Annotated in this window: 16 protein-coding genes; 4 read left to right on the top strand and 12 right to left on the bottom strand. The window is 74.7% G+C overall.

Annotation, left to right across the window (positions count from 1 at the left end; all coding sequences use genetic code 11):
• Positions 1-4 precede the first annotated feature (4 nt).
• Entirely contained in the window at positions 5-1234 is a 1230-nt protein-coding gene (locus tag NF338_RS12445) for an ROK family protein (RefSeq protein ID WP_264031072.1), read from the bottom strand.
• Positions 1235-1336: 102 nt separating this feature from the next.
• On the opposite strand from NF338_RS12445, the gene xylA reads away from it, so the two are divergent.
• Together xylA and NF338_RS12455 are read left to right on the top strand one after the other, a co-directional pair.
• Positions 1337-2527 (top strand): xylose isomerase, encoded by a 1191-nt coding sequence (xylA, locus tag NF338_RS12450; protein ID WP_264031073.1) that lies wholly within the window; start codon positions 1337-1339, stop codon positions 2525-2527.
• Between the two features lies 1 nt (position 2528).
• Positions 2529-4124 carry a xylulokinase gene (locus NF338_RS12455; protein ID WP_264031074.1) on the top strand — a complete coding sequence of 532 codons (1596 nt, stop codon included), beginning with the start codon at positions 2529-2531 and terminating at the stop codon, positions 4122-4124.
• An 84-nt stretch (positions 4125-4208) separates the two neighbouring features.
• On the opposite strand, the gene NF338_RS12460 is transcribed toward NF338_RS12455, so the two are convergent.
• Both NF338_RS12460 and NF338_RS12465 read right to left on the bottom strand, forming a co-directional pair.
• Complete coding sequence (locus tag NF338_RS12460; RefSeq protein WP_264031075.1) at positions 4209-4541, bottom strand: hypothetical protein; 333 nt, start codon at positions 4539-4541, stop codon at positions 4209-4211.
• A 121-nt stretch (positions 4542-4662) separates the two neighbouring features.
• Positions 4663-5124, bottom strand: coding sequence for a tRNA (cytidine(34)-2'-O)-methyltransferase (locus tag NF338_RS12465; RefSeq protein WP_264031185.1), 462 nt, complete (start codon positions 5122-5124; stop codon positions 4663-4665).
• 172 nt (positions 5125-5296) lie between these two features.
• Between NF338_RS12465 and NF338_RS12470 the strand changes: the two genes are divergently transcribed.
• The gene (locus tag NF338_RS12470) at positions 5297-5665 is read left to right on the top strand and encodes a nuclear transport factor 2 family protein (RefSeq protein WP_264031076.1); all 369 of its coding nucleotides are present in this window, start codon (positions 5297-5299) and stop codon (positions 5663-5665) included.
• Positions 5666-5669: 4 nt separating this feature from the next.
• Here NF338_RS12470 and NF338_RS12475 read toward each other — a convergent pair whose 3' ends face one another.
• Genes NF338_RS12475 through NF338_RS12485 form a run of 3 tightly spaced genes read right to left on the bottom strand, consistent with a single transcriptional unit; the run spans position 5670 to position 8397 of the window.
• Complete coding sequence (locus tag NF338_RS12475; RefSeq protein WP_412846745.1) at positions 5670-7016, bottom strand: RNA polymerase sigma factor; 1347 nt, start codon at positions 7014-7016, stop codon at positions 5670-5672.
• Complete coding sequence (locus NF338_RS12480; protein ID WP_264031077.1) at positions 7013-7432, bottom strand: YciI family protein; 420 nt, start codon at positions 7430-7432, stop codon at positions 7013-7015. Before NF338_RS12480 ends, NF338_RS12475 begins: the two co-directional genes overlap by 4 nt.
• Positions 7433-7479: 47 nt before the next feature.
• Entirely contained in the window at positions 7480-8397 is a 918-nt protein-coding gene (locus NF338_RS12485) for a LysR family transcriptional regulator (protein ID WP_264031078.1), read from the bottom strand.
• An 82-nt stretch (positions 8398-8479) separates the two neighbouring features.
• Here NF338_RS12485 and NF338_RS12490 point away from each other — a divergent pair, with 82 nt between their 5' ends.
• A complete protein-coding gene (locus NF338_RS12490) occupies positions 8480-9508 on the top strand; it encodes a DMT family transporter (RefSeq protein ID WP_264031079.1) in 1029 nt (342 codons plus the stop codon).
• A gap of 26 nt (positions 9509-9534) precedes the next feature.
• Here NF338_RS12490 and NF338_RS12495 read toward each other — a convergent pair whose 3' ends face one another.
• From NF338_RS12495 to NF338_RS12520, 6 genes are all read right to left on the bottom strand, one after another.
• A complete protein-coding gene (locus NF338_RS12495; RefSeq protein ID WP_264031080.1) occupies positions 9535-10587 on the bottom strand; it encodes a hydroxyacid dehydrogenase in 1053 nt (350 codons plus the stop codon).
• On the bottom strand, positions 10584-11774 hold the full coding sequence (locus NF338_RS12500; protein WP_264031081.1) for a dihydrodipicolinate synthase family protein: 1191 nt from the start codon (positions 11772-11774) through the stop codon (positions 10584-10586). Before NF338_RS12500 ends, NF338_RS12495 begins: the two co-directional genes overlap by 4 nt.
• On the bottom strand, positions 11774-12841 hold the full coding sequence (locus tag NF338_RS12505) for an NAD-dependent epimerase/dehydratase family protein (protein WP_264031082.1): 1068 nt from the start codon (positions 12839-12841) through the stop codon (positions 11774-11776). The genes NF338_RS12500 and NF338_RS12505 overlap by 1 nt, the downstream gene beginning before the upstream one ends.
• 8 nt (positions 12842-12849) lie before the next feature.
• Positions 12850-13770, bottom strand: a complete 921-nt coding sequence (locus NF338_RS12510) for a carbohydrate ABC transporter permease (protein WP_264031083.1) — start codon at positions 13768-13770, stop codon at positions 12850-12852.
• Entirely contained in the window at positions 13767-14720 is a 954-nt protein-coding gene (locus NF338_RS12515) for a carbohydrate ABC transporter permease (RefSeq protein WP_082140951.1), read from the bottom strand. The genes NF338_RS12510 and NF338_RS12515 overlap by 4 nt, the downstream gene beginning before the upstream one ends.
• 76 nt (positions 14721-14796) lie before the next feature.
• The gene (locus NF338_RS12520; protein ID WP_264031084.1) at positions 14797-16071 is read right to left on the bottom strand and encodes an ABC transporter substrate-binding protein; all 1275 of its coding nucleotides are present in this window, start codon (positions 16069-16071) and stop codon (positions 14797-14799) included.
• Between the last annotated feature and the right edge of the window lie 69 nt (positions 16072-16140).

Here is a 16140-nt window from a genome sequence, read left to right on the forward strand (position 1 = left end):
GGTGTCAGTCCTCGGCGACCCAGGCGCTCGGGTCCTCGACGACGCCGCGCAGGACCTCGCGCGCGCCACCCGTGAGCGCCGCGTGGTCGCCGACGGGGGCCGGGAGCAGCACGACGTCCGTCCACGGAGCGGCGAGGACGCGGACGCGCAGCTCGGCCTCGGCCGCGCTGCGCAGGTAGGGCAGGAGCGCGGGGTAGATGCCGCCGAGGAGGACGGTGTCGATGTCGACGAGGTTCACGTAGTCGGCGAGCGCGCTGCCGAGGGCGGTCCCGGCCTGCTCGACGGCGGCGAGCGCGGCGGGCTCGGCGGCGTCGAGCGCGGCGACGAGCGCCTCGGTGGGGGCGTCGACGGGCAGCCCGGCCCCGCGCAGGAGCGCGTCCTTGCCCGCGTACTGCTCGAGGCAGCCGGTCGCGCCGCAGCGGCAGCGCGGGCCGCGCGGGTCGACGACGACGTGCCCGACCTCGCCCGTCCACCCGTGGCGCCCGTGGAACAGGCGGCGGTCGACGACGATCGCGGACCCGATGCCGACGTCGCCCGAGACGTAGAGGTAGGTCGAGGGCGCCGGGTCGGACGCGTCGTCGGGCACGACGCCGTGGCTCGCCTGGGCGAGCGCGGCGAGCTTGGCCTCGTTGCCGATCTCGACGGGGACGTCGGGGCCGAGCCCGAGGAGGGGGCCGGGGTCGAGGTGGGACCAGCCGAGGTTGGGGGCGACCTCGAGGCGGCCCGCGCGCGTGTCGACGAGGCCGGGCAGGGCGAGACGGGCGCCCGCGACGGTCATGCCGTCGGCGCGGACGGTCGCGAGGAGGTCCTGCGCGATGCGTCCGAGCCGCGCGAGCACCTCGGTGGGGTCGCTGTCGTGGAGGTCGTCCGGGTCGACGTGCTCGGCGACGACGGCGCCGGTGAGGTCGAGCACGCGGCCGCCGAGGTAGTCGACGTTGACCTCGAGCCCGAGCCCGACGAGCGAGCGCGGCGCGGGCGCGAGGGGGACCGCGGGCCGGCCGGCGCGCTGCGGGGTCGCGGGCGGGAGCTCCGCGACGATGGCCGCGGCGACGAGGCGGTCGACGAGCGTCGAGACGGTCGCGCGCGTGAGGCCGCTGGACGCGGCGATGTCGGCGCGCGAGCACGGCTGGGCGGACTCGAAGACCGCGCGGGCGACGAGGGCGAGGTTGTGCTCGCGCAGCGTGGCCTGCCGGGCTGCTGGGGGACCCGTGCGGGTCGCGACGCTGCGGTTCACGGTCTTGACCTTACCGACCCGGGCGGATAAGTTCATCCGTACGACATAAATAGGCCGTCGGCGCGAGGATCGCGTCACGGCCCTCTCGACGAGGAGACCACCGTGGCCGACGAGACCACCCGACACGACGCAGACATCAACTTCTCCTTCGGTCTGTGGACCGTGGGCTGGACCGCGCAGGACCAGTTCGGCAGCGCGAGCCGTCCCGCGCTCGACCCGGCCGACTCCGTGCGCCGCCTGGCCGACCTCGGCGCGTGGGGCTTCACCTTCCACGACGACGACGTCGTGCCGTTCGGCGCCGACGACGCCGAGCGCACCAAGCGCCTCGACTCCGTGCGCCAGGCGGCGCAGGACACGGGCCTGGTCATCGAGATGGTGACGACCAACCTGTTCAGCCACCCCGTGTTCAAGGACGGCGGCCTCACGTCGAACGACCGCGGCGTGCGTCGCTACGCGCTGCGCAAGGTGCTGCGCAACGTCGACCTCACGGCCGAGCTGGGCGCCAAGACGTTCGTCATGTGGGGCGGGCGCGAGGGTACCGAGTACGACGGCGCCAAGGACCTGCACTCCGCGCACGAGCGCTACGCCGAGGGCCTCGACCTCACCGCGGCGTACATCAAGGAGAAGGGCTACGACCTCAAGATCGCGCTCGAGCCCAAGCCGAACGAGCCCCGCGGCGACATCTTCCTGCCGACGATCGGCCACGCGCTCGGCCTCATCTCGAGGCTCGACAACGGCGACATCGTGGGCCTCAACCCGGAGACGGGCCACGAGCAGATGGCGGGCCTCAACTACACGCACGGCCTCGCGCAGGCGCTGTGGGCGGGCAAGCTCTTCCACATCGACCTCAACGGCCAGCGCTCGATCAAGTTCGACCAGGACCTCGTGTTCGGCCACGGCGACCTGCTCTCCGCGTTCTTCACGGTCGACCTGCTCGAGAACGGCTTCCCGAACGGCGGCCCCACGTACACGGGCCCGCGCCACTTCGACTACAAGCCGTCGCGCACGGAGAACGAGGTCGGCGTGTGGGACTCCGCACGCGCCAACATGGAGACCTACCGCCTGCTCGCGCGCAAGGCCGCGGCGTACCGCGCCGACTCCCGCGTCCAGGAGGCGTTCGCGCACTCCGGCGTGTTCGAGCTCGGCCAGTCCACGCTGGGCGAGGGCGAGTCCGTGGCGGACCTGCTCGCGGACCGCAGCGCGTACGAGGAGTTCGACGTCGACGCCGCGGCGAACCGCGACTTCGGCTTCGTGCGCCTCAACCAGCTCGCGCTCGAGCACCTGATCGGCTGAGGTGACGACCGACTCCAGGACGTCCGACGCCGGCGGCGAGCGCACGCTCGTCGCCGGCGTCGACACGTCCACGCAGTCCTGCAAGGTCGTCGTGCGCGACGCCGCGACGGGCGCGCTCGTCCGCACCGGGTCGGCCAAGCACCCCGACGGCACGGAGGTCCACCCCGACGCGTGGTGGGCCGCGTTCCGCGAGGCCGCGTCCGCGGCGGGCGGGCTCGACGACGTCGCGGCGCTCGCCGTCGGCAGCCAGCAGCACGGGCTCGTCGCGCTCGACGCGGACGGGAACGTCGTGCGCGACGCGCTCCTGTGGAACGACACGCGCTCGGCGCCCGCGGCGCGCGACCTGATCCGTGAGCTCGGCGAGGCCCGCCTCGCCGAGGGCGTCCCGGATGCCCACGACCGGGTCGAGTCCGCGACCGAGGCCGGCGCGCAGGCGTGGGCGGACGCGATCGGCTCCGTGCCGGTCGCCTCGCTCACGGTGACCAAGCTGCGCTGGCTGCGCGACGCAGAACCGGAGAACGCGGCGCGCGTCGCCGCCGTCGCGCTGCCGCACGACTGGCTCACCTGGCGCGTCGCGGGGTACGGCCCGGCGGGCGACGAGTCCGCGCCGCTCGGCCCGGACCTCGACGCGCTCGTCACCGACGCGTCCGACGCGTCGGGCACGGGCTACTACGACGCGACCCGCGACGACGGGGACGACGGCCGGGGTGCGTACCGCCTCGACCTGCTCGAGCTCGCGTTCGGCCGGACGGACGTCGTGCTGCCGCGCGTCGTCGCACCCTCGGCCGTGGCGGGCGTCGCGCACGCGTCGGTCGCCGGCAGCGCGGTCGAGGGCGGCACGCTGCTCGGCCCCGGCGCGGGCGACAACGCCGGGGCCGCGCTCGGCCTCGGCATGGTCGCGGGCGACGTGGCGGTGTCGATCGGGACGTCGGGCGTCGTGTCCGCCGTGACCGACGACCGCACGACGGACGGCTCCGGGCTCGTCAACGGGTTCTCCGACGCGACGGGCCGGTACCTGCTGCTCGCGGTGACGCTCAACGCGAGCCGCGTGCTCGACGCGGCGCGCGCCGTCCTCGGCGTCGACCACGCGGGCCTGTCGCGGCTCGCGCTCCAGGCGCCCCCCGGCGCGGACGGGCTCGTGCTCGTGCCGTACCTGGAGGGCGAGCGCATGCCCAACCGCCCCGACGCGTCGGGCACGCTGCACGGCATCCGGCTCGGCACGTCGACCCCGGAGCACCTGGCGCGCGCGTACGTCGAGGGCATGCTGTGCGGCCTCGCGGACGGGCTCGACGCGCTGCGGGCGCTCGGCGTCCGGGTCGAGCGCGTGCAGCTCATCGGGGGTGGTGCGCAGTCCGAGGCGGTCCGGCGCATCGCGCCGCAGGTCCTCGGCCTGCCCGTCACGGTCCCCGAGCCCGGCGAGTACGTCGCCGACGGCGCCGCGCGCCAGGCGGCGTGGGTCCTCGCCGCGCACGAGGCGGGCGGCTCCGGGGCGGACGTCGCCCCGCCCACGTGGGCCGCGACGTCGGCCACGGTGGTCGAGGCCGACCCGGTCCCGGCTGTCCGCGAGCAGTACGCGGCGGTCCGCGACCTCGTCTGACACGACCTCGCGACAGCAGGGAAGGGCCCGGCCCCCGTGAGGGGGTCGGGCCCTTCGTGCGCCCACGACGGTGGGCCGGAGCGGTCAGAGCACGCGGACGACGGGGCCTGTCACGCCGGCCTTGCGGCCGACCGCGGCGGCCCCGGTGACGCCCCAGACCGGCCCGGCGATCTCCACCGACGCGACGGTCGTGGTCGAGATCGAGCGGTTGAGGTTCATCCCGTACGCGTTGCCGTAGACCTCGAGCAGCACCCAGTCGCACGTGCCCGCGCTGACGGTGAAGACGTTCCCGGTCCGGGTCACGTCGAACGAGCACACGCCGCCGTCGTAGGGGGCGGCGCTCGCCGAGGGTGCGATCGCGACGGCAGCGGCAGCGAGGGCGGACACGGCCAGGGCGCGCAGTCGGGTGGTTCGCATGGAGCTCCTTTGCTCAGGTGTGGGGGGCCGGGATCGGCCCGGCCACAGTCCACCGTGGCGCGGCCCTGGCAGCAACTCGAGGACTACGTAACTTTGACCTCCACCAGGTACGTGCTTTCCCTTATGCGCCGCCGGCGAAGCCCGTCTGTCGCCATGCCTCGTAGACGGCGATCGACGCCGCGTTGGTGAGGTTGAGCGAGCGGCGCCCGGGCAGCATGGGGATCTTGAGCTGGTCCGTGATGCGCTCGTGGGCGAGCACGTCGTCGGGCAGGCCCGTGGGCTCGGGGCCGAACAGCAGGACGTCGTCCGGCCGGTAGGTCACGTCGGTGAACGACGTCGTCGCGCGCGTCGTGAACGCGAACACCCGGCCCGGCAGGGTCGCGAGCGCGGCGTCCAGGTCCGCGTGGACCTCCACGCTCGCGAGGTCGTGGTAGTCGAGGCCTGCGCGGCGCAGCTTGGGCTCGTCCAGGTCGAAGCCGAGCGGCTCGACGAGGTGCAGGCGCGCCCCGGTCACCGCGGCGAGGCGGATCGCGTTGCCCGTGTTGCCGGGGATGCGCGGCTCGTAGAACACCACGTGGGGCAGGGTCGACGGCGGTCGGGCAGCCGGGTCGGCGACGTGCGGTCGCCAGTCGGTGCCGGGGTCGGGGGTCTCGCTCACCCCCCGATTCTCGCAGCGTCGGGGGAGGGGTAGCGTCGGACGGGTCGACGACGACCGACCGAGGGGGACCTGTGCCCGAGACGTCCAGCGCGAGGCCGTGACGGCCTGGGTCGCGGCGTACGAGGAGGCGTGGCGGGCGAGCGACACGACCGCCGTCGAGCGGCTGTTCACCCCGGACGCGACGTACCTGCGCTCGCCCTACGACGACGAGCCGCTGCGCGGTCACGACGCGATCCGGGGGTTCTGGACCGCGGACCAGGGCGCGGTCTTCACCGTGACCGCCGAGCCGGTCGCGGTCGAGGGCCCCGACGCCGTCGTGCGTCTCGAGGTCCGCTACCTCGCGCCCCAGGGGCAGGAGTACCGCGACCTGTGGGTGCTCCGGTTCGCCCCGGACGGGCGCGTCGAGCGCTTCGAGGAGTGGCCGTACTGGCCCGGCAGGTCGTACACGGCGTCCGACGGGTCGTAGCGCGTCACGCCCCGAGCGCGGCCGCCTTGCGGCGCAGCAGGTCCTGCTCGCGCGCGTTGGGGCACAGCCGCACGGCGAGCTCGTACTCCGCGCGCGCCTCCTCGACGCGCCCGAGGCGCCCGAGCAGCTCGGCGCGCACGCTCGGCAGGAGGTGGAACCCGGGCAGGCGGTCGGTCGCGACGAGCTCGTCGACGATCCGCAGCGCCGCCGCCGGGCCGTGCGCCATCGCGACGGCGACGGCCCGGTTGAGCGCCACGACGGGTGACGGCGCGAGGCGTCCGAGCGCCTCGTAGAGGAGGACGACGCGGTCCCAGTCCGTCTCTTCGACCGACGCCGCCACCGCGTGGCACTCGGCGATCGCCGCCTGCAGGCCGTACGCGCCGCGGCCGTGGCCCGGCGCCCCGACCGCGTCGGCGCGTGCGAGCGCCGCGCGGCCGCGCCGGATCGCGGACCGGTCCCAGCGCCGTCGGTCCTGGTCGGCGAGCAGCACGGGGTCGCCGTCGGGCGTGGTGCGGGCCGGGAACCGCGCGGCGGTGAGCTCGAGGAGCGCGACGAGCGAGTGGGCCTCGTGCTCGTCGGGGACCAGTCCCGCGAGGACGCGCGCGAGCCGGGTCGCCTCGTGCGCGAGGTCGGGGCGCAGCCAGTCCTCGCCGGTCGTGGCCGTGGACCCCTCCGTGAAGATCACGTACAGCACGTGGAGCACGGAGCCGAGGCGCTCGCGGCGCTCGTCGGCCGGGGGCACGCCGAACGGCACGCCCGCCGCGGCGAGCGTCTTCTTGGCGCGGGTGATGCGTGCCTGGACCGTCGCGGTGGGCACGAGGAACGCCCGCGCGACCTCGTCGCTCGAGAGGCCGCCGACCACGCGCAGGGTGAGCGCGACGCGCGCCTCGGGCGAGAGCACCGGGTGGCACGCGACGAACATGAGGGCCAGCACGTCGTCGTCGACCTGGTCGGGGTCCCAGAGGAGGTCCGCGCCCGTCCCGTCCACGGTGCCCGACGACGGCCCGCCGGTCACGACGCCGCCCTCGCCCAGGCCGTGGGCGAGGGCCGCGTAGCGCTCGTCGAGGGCGGCGCGGCGGCGGAACGCGTCGATCGCGCGGCGCCTGCCGACCGTGAGGAGCCACCCCGCGGGCTGGCGCGGCACGCCGTCGCGGGGCCAGGCGACGAGCGCCTCGGCGAGCGCCTCCTGGGCGACGTCCTCGGCGAGCGCGAAGTCGCCGGTGTACCGGGCGAGCGCGCCGACGATCCGTGCCGACTCGATGCGCCACACGGCCTCGACCGCGCGCCGGCCCGGGTCGGTCGGCTGACTCTCACCGACACCCGGACCGGCGCCCGCGTCGGGCGCGCTCACAGCTGGCCGGTCGCCTCGCGCCACTCCCGCTCCTTGCGGATCCACTCGTTGTCCTGCGGGAACTCGTCGATGGTCGTGACGCGGCGGACCTCGACCTTGGCGCCGGGGCCGGAGTACGGGAGCCGCTTGGCCCACTCGACGGCCTCCTCCTTGGACGCGACGTCGAGGACGTAGTAGCCGCCGAACAGCTCCTTGGTCTCCCCGTACGGGCCGTCGGTCACGACGGGCACGTCGGCCGAGAGGTCGACGACCACGCCCTGCCCGGCGTCGTCCAGGCCCTCGGCTGCGAGCAGGACGCCCGCCCGGATGAGCTCGTCGTTGAACCGCCCGATGGTCTCGAGCATCTCGTCGAACGAGACGTCCTCGAACGCCGCCTGGCTCTCGTCGCTGCCACGCATGATGAGCATGTACTTCATCGTCGTCTCCTGGTGTCGGCGGGCCGGACCTCCCGACCCTCTCATCCTCAGGTCGAACGGGATCCCGCGAGATCGACACGCGCGCCCGCGACGTCGTGCAGCGTGTCGAGGACGGCCCGGGCCGGGGGCGTGCCCACGACGGCGTCGCGCAGCACGGCGTGGATCGAGCGCACCGGTGCGGGCCGGACCACGGGGACGGCGAGCAGACCGGGCGGCAGGTGCGCGGCGCCGAGCGCGGGCAGGACCGTGGCCCCGACCCCGGCGCCGACGAACGCGATCGCCGTGGGGTAGTCGTGCGCCTCGACGTGGAACGGCGGGCTGAACCCGGCGGCCGTGCACGCCTCGACGAGATTGCGGCGGCACCAGCCGCGCGCGAAGTCGTTGTCCACCCAGCGCTCGTCGCGCAGCTCGGCGAGCTCGACCTCGTCGCGGTGCGCCAGGTGGTGGTCGTCGCGCAGCACGACGACGTACGGGTCGTCGAGCAGGTGGTGCGCCCGGAAGCCGCCACCCGGGTCGAACCCGCGCGGGGCGACGACGAGCTGCACGTCCGCGCGCGCGTCGGCGTCGTCGGGGATGGTCTCGCGCAGCTCCAGGTCGAGCCGGACGCCGGGGAAGTCCGCCGTGAGCCGGCGCACGACCTGCGGCAGCCACGCGGCGCCCACCGACGCGAAGTAGGCGAGCGAGAGCGAGCCGGTGCGGCCGGCGCGCAGGTCCGCGACGACGGCCTCCGCCTCGCCGAGGCGCGCGAGGACGCCGTCGGCCTGGGCGGCGAGCGCGAGCCCCGACGCGGTGGGCCGCACGCCGCGGCCGGCTCGTTCGAGCAGCGTGAGGCCGGTCTCGCGCTGGAGCGCGGTGACGTGCTGGCTCACGGCGGACGGGGTGTACCCGAGCGCGCCCGCGGCGGCCTGGACCGACCCGCTCGCGACGACGGAGCGGAAGACGCGCAGGCGATGGACGTCCAACATCCGTCCACGATACAGCGAGACTGAATCGAGAGGTAGGAAGTCTCGCTGGTGCTGAACAGTGGGTCGGGGCGACGATCGACGCGTGACCGCACCCGAGACCCCGACGACCGCGCCCGTCGATGCTCCCCGGCCCGCCGCCCTCGCGGCGACCCCCGCCCGGTCGGGCCCGCCCCCCGCTCACGGGTCGGCCCGCCGTGCCGCGACGCCCGTCGTCCTCGCCGTGGCCGTGACCGTCCTGCTGTGGGCGTCGGCGTTCATCGGCGTCCGGGCCGCCGGCCACGACTACGAGCCCGGGGCCCTCGCGCTCGGCCGCCAGCTCGCCGGCAGCGTCGGCCTCACGGCGATCGTCGCCGTCCGGTGGCTGCGCAGCGGTGCGCGACCCGTGCTCCCCCGCGGTCGCGTGCTCGTCGCCGTCCTCGCGTGGGGCGTGGGGTGGTTCAGCCTCTACAACCTCGCGCTCAACGCCGCCGAGCAGCACCTCGACGCGGGGACGACGGCGCTGCTCGTCAACGTCGCGCCCGTCCTCGTCGCGGTCCTCGCGGGTCTGCTGCTCGGGGAGGGCTTCCCGCGCCGCCTCCTCGTGGGCATGGCCGCGGCGTTCACGGGCGTGGCCGTCATCGCCGCGGCGACGTCCTCGGGGGAGCGCGACGTCGTCGGGGTCGCGCTCGGGCTCGCCGCCGCCGTCCTCTACGCGGGTGCCGCGACGTCGCAGAAGCGGCTGCTCGCGCGCGTCGACGCCCTGACGATGACGTGGGTCGGGTGCCTCGCGGGCACGGTCGCCCTCCTGCCGTTCGCCCCGGCGCTCGCCGCCGACGCGGGGTCGGCTCCCGCGTCGTCCACGTGGGCCGTCGTGCTCCTCGGGCTCGGTCCGACGGCCGTCGCGTTCACGACGTGGGGGTACGCGCTCTCGCGCCTGAGCGCGGGCAGGGCCGCCGCGACGACGTACCTCGTGCCGCCGATCGTCGTGGTGCTCTCCTGGCTCGTGCTCGCCGAGGTCCCGGCCGCCGTCACGCTCGCGGGCGGCGCGCTGTGCCTCGCCGGGGTCGCGGTCGCGACCCTCCCTCGGCGGCGGGTCGGCCCGGCGCCGAGGGTGCCGGACGCCGGAGCCTGACCCGCCCCGGCACTCTCCCGGCGGACTCAGCCCATGCGGTCGAGGTCGGCCTCGCGGACCTCGTGGACCAGCGGCTCCCCGGCGCGGAAGCGGGCGAGCTCGTCGACGACGATCGCGCCCTGCGCGAGGCGGCCCTGCACGGTCGCGGCGGCGTGGTGCGGCGTGAGGAGGACGTTGCGCAGCCGCCGCAGCGGGTGGTCCTCGGGCAGCGGCTCGGCGTCGTAGACGTCGAGCGCGGCGCTGATGCGCCCGCTCGCGAGCTCGCGGAGGAGGGCGTCCTCGTCCGTGAGCCACGACCGTGCGGTGTTGACCAGCCCGGCGTGGTCGGGCAGGAGCGCGAGCTCGCGCGCGCCCAGCAGGTGGTGGGTCTCGGGCAGGACGGGCGCGTGCAGCATCGTCACGCGGCTCGTCGCGAGGAGCTCGTCGAGCCCGACGAGCGTCGCGCCGAGCGGGGTCGCCTCGGCGGGGGAGAGGGTCGGGTCGGCGACGACGACCTCCGCGCCGAGCGCGCGCAGCATCGCGATCGCCGCGCGCCCGGTGCGCGACGCCCCGACGACGCCGACGCGCGTGCCCGCGATCTCGTACCGCGGGGGTGCCGCCTCGGCGTCGGCCCACGGGACGCCGTCGTGCAGGGCGTTGTGGAACGCGGGGACCTGGTGCAGCAGGGCGAGCGCGAACGTCACGGAGACCTCCGCGACCGGGCGCGCCATCGCCTGGCCCGCCTGCGTCACGCGGACCCCGCGCGCCCACAGGTCCGGCGTGACGAACGGCTTGACCGAGGCGCCGGTGTGCGCGACGAGCCGCAGCCCGGGGAGCCGGTCCAGGAGGTCGGCGTCCAGCGGCGGCGTCCCCCAGGAGATGACGAGCGCGTCGACGCGCTCGCGCACCGCGGGGCTCAGCCGGTCGAGGGCGGCGCCGAGCGCCCGCGGGTCGTCGACGACGTCGAACGGTCCCGCCGCCGCCATGCGCTCCCAGGCGTCCGGGGCGAACAGCTCGGCGCGCAGCCACGGCGCGACCGCGACGACCGCACGGACCGTCCCGGTTCCCGGGCCGGTCTCCGCGCCGGGCGCGCGGGTCATCGCAGCCAGTCCTCGAGGTGCTCCGCGACGAGCGCGTCGTCCGCGGCCGCGAGCCACGGGTACGACGACGTCACGCGCGTCAGCTCGTCGGCCTGCCCGGGGGAGAGGGTCTCGTCCGGGTCGAGGCACCAGATGCCGTCGAGCAGTCCCTGGCGGCGCAGCACCTCGTGCACGCCCGCGATGACGCCCGCGAAGTCGTGCGCCGCGTCGAAGACGGCGGCGTTCGCGTCGGTGAGCCCGGCCGCGCGCGCGGTGAGCGTCGCGAGGGCGGCGGCGTCGGGCACGGTGGCCCCGCCGTCGGGGCTGATGCCGTGCGCGGCGTGCGCGAGTGCCAGCGTCTCGACCGCGCCCCGGGTCCAGACCGCCCACTGCCCGAGCAGGCCGCCCACGAACCGGGCCGTGAAGGTCGAGGCGCGCCCCTCGGCGTCGGTCACCGGGACGTCGAGGCGCTGCGTGAGGTCCGCGACGATCGCGTCGTCGTTGCCCGTGTACAGCGCGATCTCGTCGCCGCGACCCGACGCGGCGACGCCGCGCAGCACGTCGAGCGTCCGGTAGCGGTGGAACGGCGCGGCCTTGATCGCGACGACCGCCTCGATCGACGCGTACTCGCGCCAGAAGCCGACGGACAGGCGCGGGCCGCCGATCGCCTCCTGGAGGTAGAACCCGATGACGGGAAGCACCTCCCCGACCGCACGGGCGCGGTCGAGCAGCACGCGCTCGACCTCCTCGCGCGACCCCGTGAGGCCGGGCACGCGCGGGGCGAGCAGGACGGCGTCGTACCCGAGCTCCGCGGCGAGCTCCGCCTCCGCGACGGCCTGGCGCACGTCGCCGGCGGCGCCCGCGACCTGGACGAGCGGGCGGGGCCCGGCGTGCAGCGAGCCCGCGGGCGCGTCGCCCGCGATCGTCGCGCGCGACACCTCGGCCGCGAGCTCGAGCACGGGCCGCAGGAGCCCGTGCTCGCGGATCTCGAACTGCGTCGTGTGGACGCCGACGGCCACGCCGCCCGCGCCCGCCGCGTGGTAGTACCGCGTGAGCGCGCGCTGGCGGCGCTCGTCGAGGCGGCGGTCGGCGTCGAGCGCGAGGGGCTGCGCCGGGATGACGGTCCCCGCGCGCAGCCGCGCGGCGACGTCGTCGGCGAGGCGCGGGGTCGCCGGCGCCGCGGCGGGGGTGGTGGAGGGGGCCGTCATCAGAACGCCCCGTCGCGCACGGCGAACTTCGTCGGCTTGCCGCTCGTCGGCAGCCCGGCCGCGAGCCACTGCGCCTGCCAGTCCACGAGCGTGCGCAGCGGCACCTGCGGGTAGCCGAACAGCTCGTGGCAGCGCGTCGCGTCGTTGAGCAGGGCCGTCGGGGCGGGCTCGCCCGTGAACGACACCTCGCGGTCGAGGCCGCGACCGAGGAGCTCCGCGAGGCGCCGCACCGACGCCATCTCCGGGCCGGTGAGGTTGATCGCCGTGGCGGGCGACGACGCGAGGCCCAGCGAGCGCAGGGCGACCTCGTTCGCGTACCCCTGCCAGACGACGTTGACGTGCCCGGTCGTGAGGTCGACGGGCTCGCCCGCGAGGATGGGCGACGCGACGTCGAACAGCACGCCGTAGCGCAGGTCGACCGCGTAGTTGAGGCGGATCGTCACGACCTTCGTGCCGCGCGAGAGCGCGGCGTGCTGGAGCACGCGCTCGCGGCCGAGGCAGCTCATCGCGTACTCGCCGACCGGCCCGACGGGGTGCTCCTCGGAGCACCCGCCGGACTCGACGGGGACGAGCGGGTAGACGTTCCCGGTGGAGAACGCGGCGATGGTCGAGTCGGCGTAGCGGCGGGCGACGTCGTGCACGAGCGCCGCGTTCGCGGCCCACGCGAGCGACGGTGCGGACGACGTGCCGAACTTGGCGCCGACCATGTAGACGACGTCGGCGCCGTCGGGGAGGGACGCGAGGTCGGCGTCGGGCGCGAGCAGGTCGGCCGCGACGACGTTCACCCCGGCGTCGCGCAGACGCTCTGCCTGCGCGGCGTCGGACCACCGCGAGACGGCGTGCACGGCGTCGCCCGTGCGCCCGGCCGCGTCGAGCGCACGGCGCGCGAGGACGGTGAGGCTCGGGCCCATCTTGCCGCCCGCGCCGAGGATGACGAGGTCACCCGAGCGGGCGGCGAGGTCCTCCACGAGTGCCGGCGACGGCGTCGTGAGCAGCTCCTCGAGCTCCGCGACGGACGTCGGGGCCTCGAGGGTGGCCGGGGCGGTGGTGCTGGTCTGCGTGGTCATGTGGTGAGTCATCCCTTGATGCCGGACGAGGTGACGCCCTCGACGAAGAAGCGCTGGGCCACGAGGTACGAGGCGAAGATCGGAACGAACGAGATGGTGGCGCCCGCGAGCACCATGTTGAGCGGCACGTCCTGCTGCTGGAGCGAGGCGATGCCGACGGTCAGCGTCCAGTGGTCGGTGCCCTGGCCGATGATGAGCGGCCACAGGAAGTCGTTCCAGTGCCACAGGAAGACGAACGTGCCGAGCGTCGCGAGGATCGGCTTGCACAGCGGCAGCACGATGCGCAGGAAGATGCGCCACTCCGAGGCGCCGTCGAGCTTGGCCGCCTCGAACAGCTCGTCGGGCAGGTCGAGGATGAACTGCCGCATGAGGAACACGGCCTGCGCGTTCGCGAGCGTCGGCAGGATCAGGCCCCAGTACGTGTCGAGCCCGCCCGCCTGCGCGATGAGGATGAACGTCGGGATGAGGGTCACGTGGTACGGGACCATGACCATCGCGAGGAACGACCAGAACATCGCCTCGCGCCCGGGGAACTTCTTCTTCGCGAACGCGTAGCCGGCCATCGACGCGAGCAGCAGCACCGCGACGACGGACACGACCGAGTACACGAGCGTGTTGACGAGCCAGGTGCCGATGTTGCCCGCGCCGAGCACGCGGTCGTAGGCCTCGGTCGTGAGGTTCGTCGGCAGGAGCGACGCGGGGAAGTCGATCGCGGCGGCCGGCTTCAGCGAGAGCACGACCATCGCGTAGAACGGGAAGATCGTCACGACGGCGGCGAGCGAGAGCACGACGTAGCGCAGCACCTTGCCGCGCAGCGACAGGTCGCTCGCGCCCTTGCGGCCGCGCCGGCGGCGCGTCGCGGTGGGGCGCACCGGCAGCGCGGCCCCCTCGAGCACGCGCTCGGTGGTGGTGGGGTCGGCGGCGGTCACTTGTCCCTCCCGATGGCGTAGCGCTGGATGAGGGCGACGACGAGCGTGACGACGAACAGGGCGACGCCGAGCGCGCTCGCGTAGCCGAGGTCGAAGTACTTGAAGCCCTGGTCGTAGATGTAGAAGACGAGGTTGTAGCTCGCCCGGGCGGGGCCGCCCGCCGTCATCACGTAGACGAGGTCGAAGATCTGGAACGACGCCGTCGTCTCGATGACGGCGAGGAAGAAGAGCGTGGGCTTGAGCTGCGGCGCGATGATGAACCAGAACCGCTTCCACGGTCCGGCGCCGTCGATCGCGGCGGCCTCCTCGAGCTCGCGCGGCAGGTCCTGCATGCGGGCGAGGAGGATGAGCATCCCGTACCCGAAGCGCGACCAGATCGCGACCATCGCGAGCGCGGGGAGCACGAGCAGCGTGTCGCCGAGCCACGAGTCGGTCGAGAACCCGAGCGCGCCCATGAGCTTGGACCACGGGCCGTTCGTCGAGAACACCCACGTGAACACGGTCGCGGCGAGCACGAGGCTCGTGACGACGGGCAGGAAGAACACCGACCGGTAGAAGCCGGAGCCGCGGAACGAGCGGCGCACCATGAGCGCCATGAACGTCGAGATCGCGAGCGACACCGGCACGATGAGCAGGCTCAGCACGACCGTGACGCGCAGCGCCGACCAGAAGATCGGGTCGTCGACCATGCGCCGGAAGTTCTCGACGCCCGTCCACTCGGCGCCGACGCCGATGGTGTAGTCGAAGAAGCTCAGCGCGACGCCCGCGATGGCGGGGCCGAACCGGAACAGCAGGAACAGCAGGAACGCGGGGAGGGCGAACAGCAGGCCGATCCTCGCCTCACGGCGCTCCAGGACGCGGCGGGTGCCGCCGCGCGGGGGCTTCGGCGCCGGGCGCCGGTCGGCCCCGTCGGCGGTGAGCCCGTCCGAGGTGGGGGCGGTCGCGGTCATGGGTTCTCCTCTCGTACCGCGAGGGGTGCCGCGGCGCGGGCGGCCAGGGGGGAGGCCGCCCGCGCCGCGACGTCGGTCAGCCGAGCAGCGGGTCTGCCGCCGCGGCCGCGTCCTTCAGGGCCTGCTCCGGCGTCTTCTCGCCGATGAGCGCCGCCTGGATCTCCGGGGCGAGCACGCCCATGACCTCACGGGACTTCTCGTTGACCTCGCCCGCGGTCGTGTACTGGAGCGTGTCCTCGAGCGCCGAGAGCACCGGGTCGTCGGCGTAGAGGCCCGACTCGCTCTCGTACGGCGAGAACCAGCCCGCCGCCTTCGCGTACTCGGTGCTCACCGCGGGGGAGGTCGCGAACGCGGCCCACTTGCCCGCGGCGTCGAGGTTCTCCGCCGTCTTCAGCACGGACAGCGAGCCGACCGTGCCGAACGCGACCGCCTCGGCCTGCTTGAGCGGCGGGAGCACGACGACGTTCTCCTCGCCCCAGAAGCCCGCGACGTCGGCTGGCCCCTGCTGCCAGGTGCACGCGATCTTGCCCTTGGCGGTGTTGGTCTGCTCGAACGCGGGGATCGTCGTCAGCAGGTCCTTCTCGATGTACCCGCCCTCGGCGAGGTCCACCGCGAACTGGAGTGCCTCGGTGCCCTCCGGCGAGTCGAACGCGACCGACGAGCCGTCCTCGGAGAAGACGGAGCCGCCCGCCTGCCACAGCAGCGGGTAGAAGGACTCGTTGAGCGTCGCGTCGACCGAGCCCCAGTAGTTGGTGACGTCGTAGCCGGCGGCCTGGAACGTCGGCGCGAGCGCCATGAGGTCGTCCCACGTCTCCGGGTAGTTGCCGGCCTCGCCGACGGCCTCGAACGCCGCGGCGTTGCACACGAGCGGCTTGCTGTTCATGATCAGCGGCGAGCCGAGCATCGCGCCGTCGACGGTGACGGCCTTCGACGCGTTCTCGCGCAGGTCGCCCACCTGGTCCGTGACGTAGTTGTCCACGGCGGCGAGGGACTTGCCGTACTTCGGGATCTGGTCCGGGATGAGGTAGACGACGTCGGGGCCCTTGTTGCCCGCGATGGCCGTCGCGAGGGTCTCGTCGCGGCCGGCCCACGGGTAGATCTCGACCTTGACGTCGACGTCGGGGTTCTCCTCCTGGAACGCGGCGATCTGCTCGTCCCAGAACGCCTTGTGGGCGGCCTCGTCGGCGATGACGGGGTACGTCCACATGGTCACGGAGCCGGACGCGGCGCCGTCCTCGGGGGTGGGGGTGGAGCTGCCGGCGCCGGCACCGCCGGCGCAGGCGCTCAGCGCGCCGAGCGTGCCGACCGCGAGAGCGGCGGTCCAGAGGCGCTTCGTCGTGCGCAGGGTCATCGACGTGTCTCCTTGGTGAGGTCCCGCCGGGGTCGGCGGGTGGGGGATGGGTGATGCTGTGCGGTGTGG

The organism is Cellulosimicrobium sp. SH8 (genome assembly GCF_025818875.1).
Taxonomy (GTDB): domain Bacteria; phylum Actinomycetota; class Actinomycetes; order Actinomycetales; family Cellulomonadaceae; genus Cellulosimicrobium; species Cellulosimicrobium cellulans_D.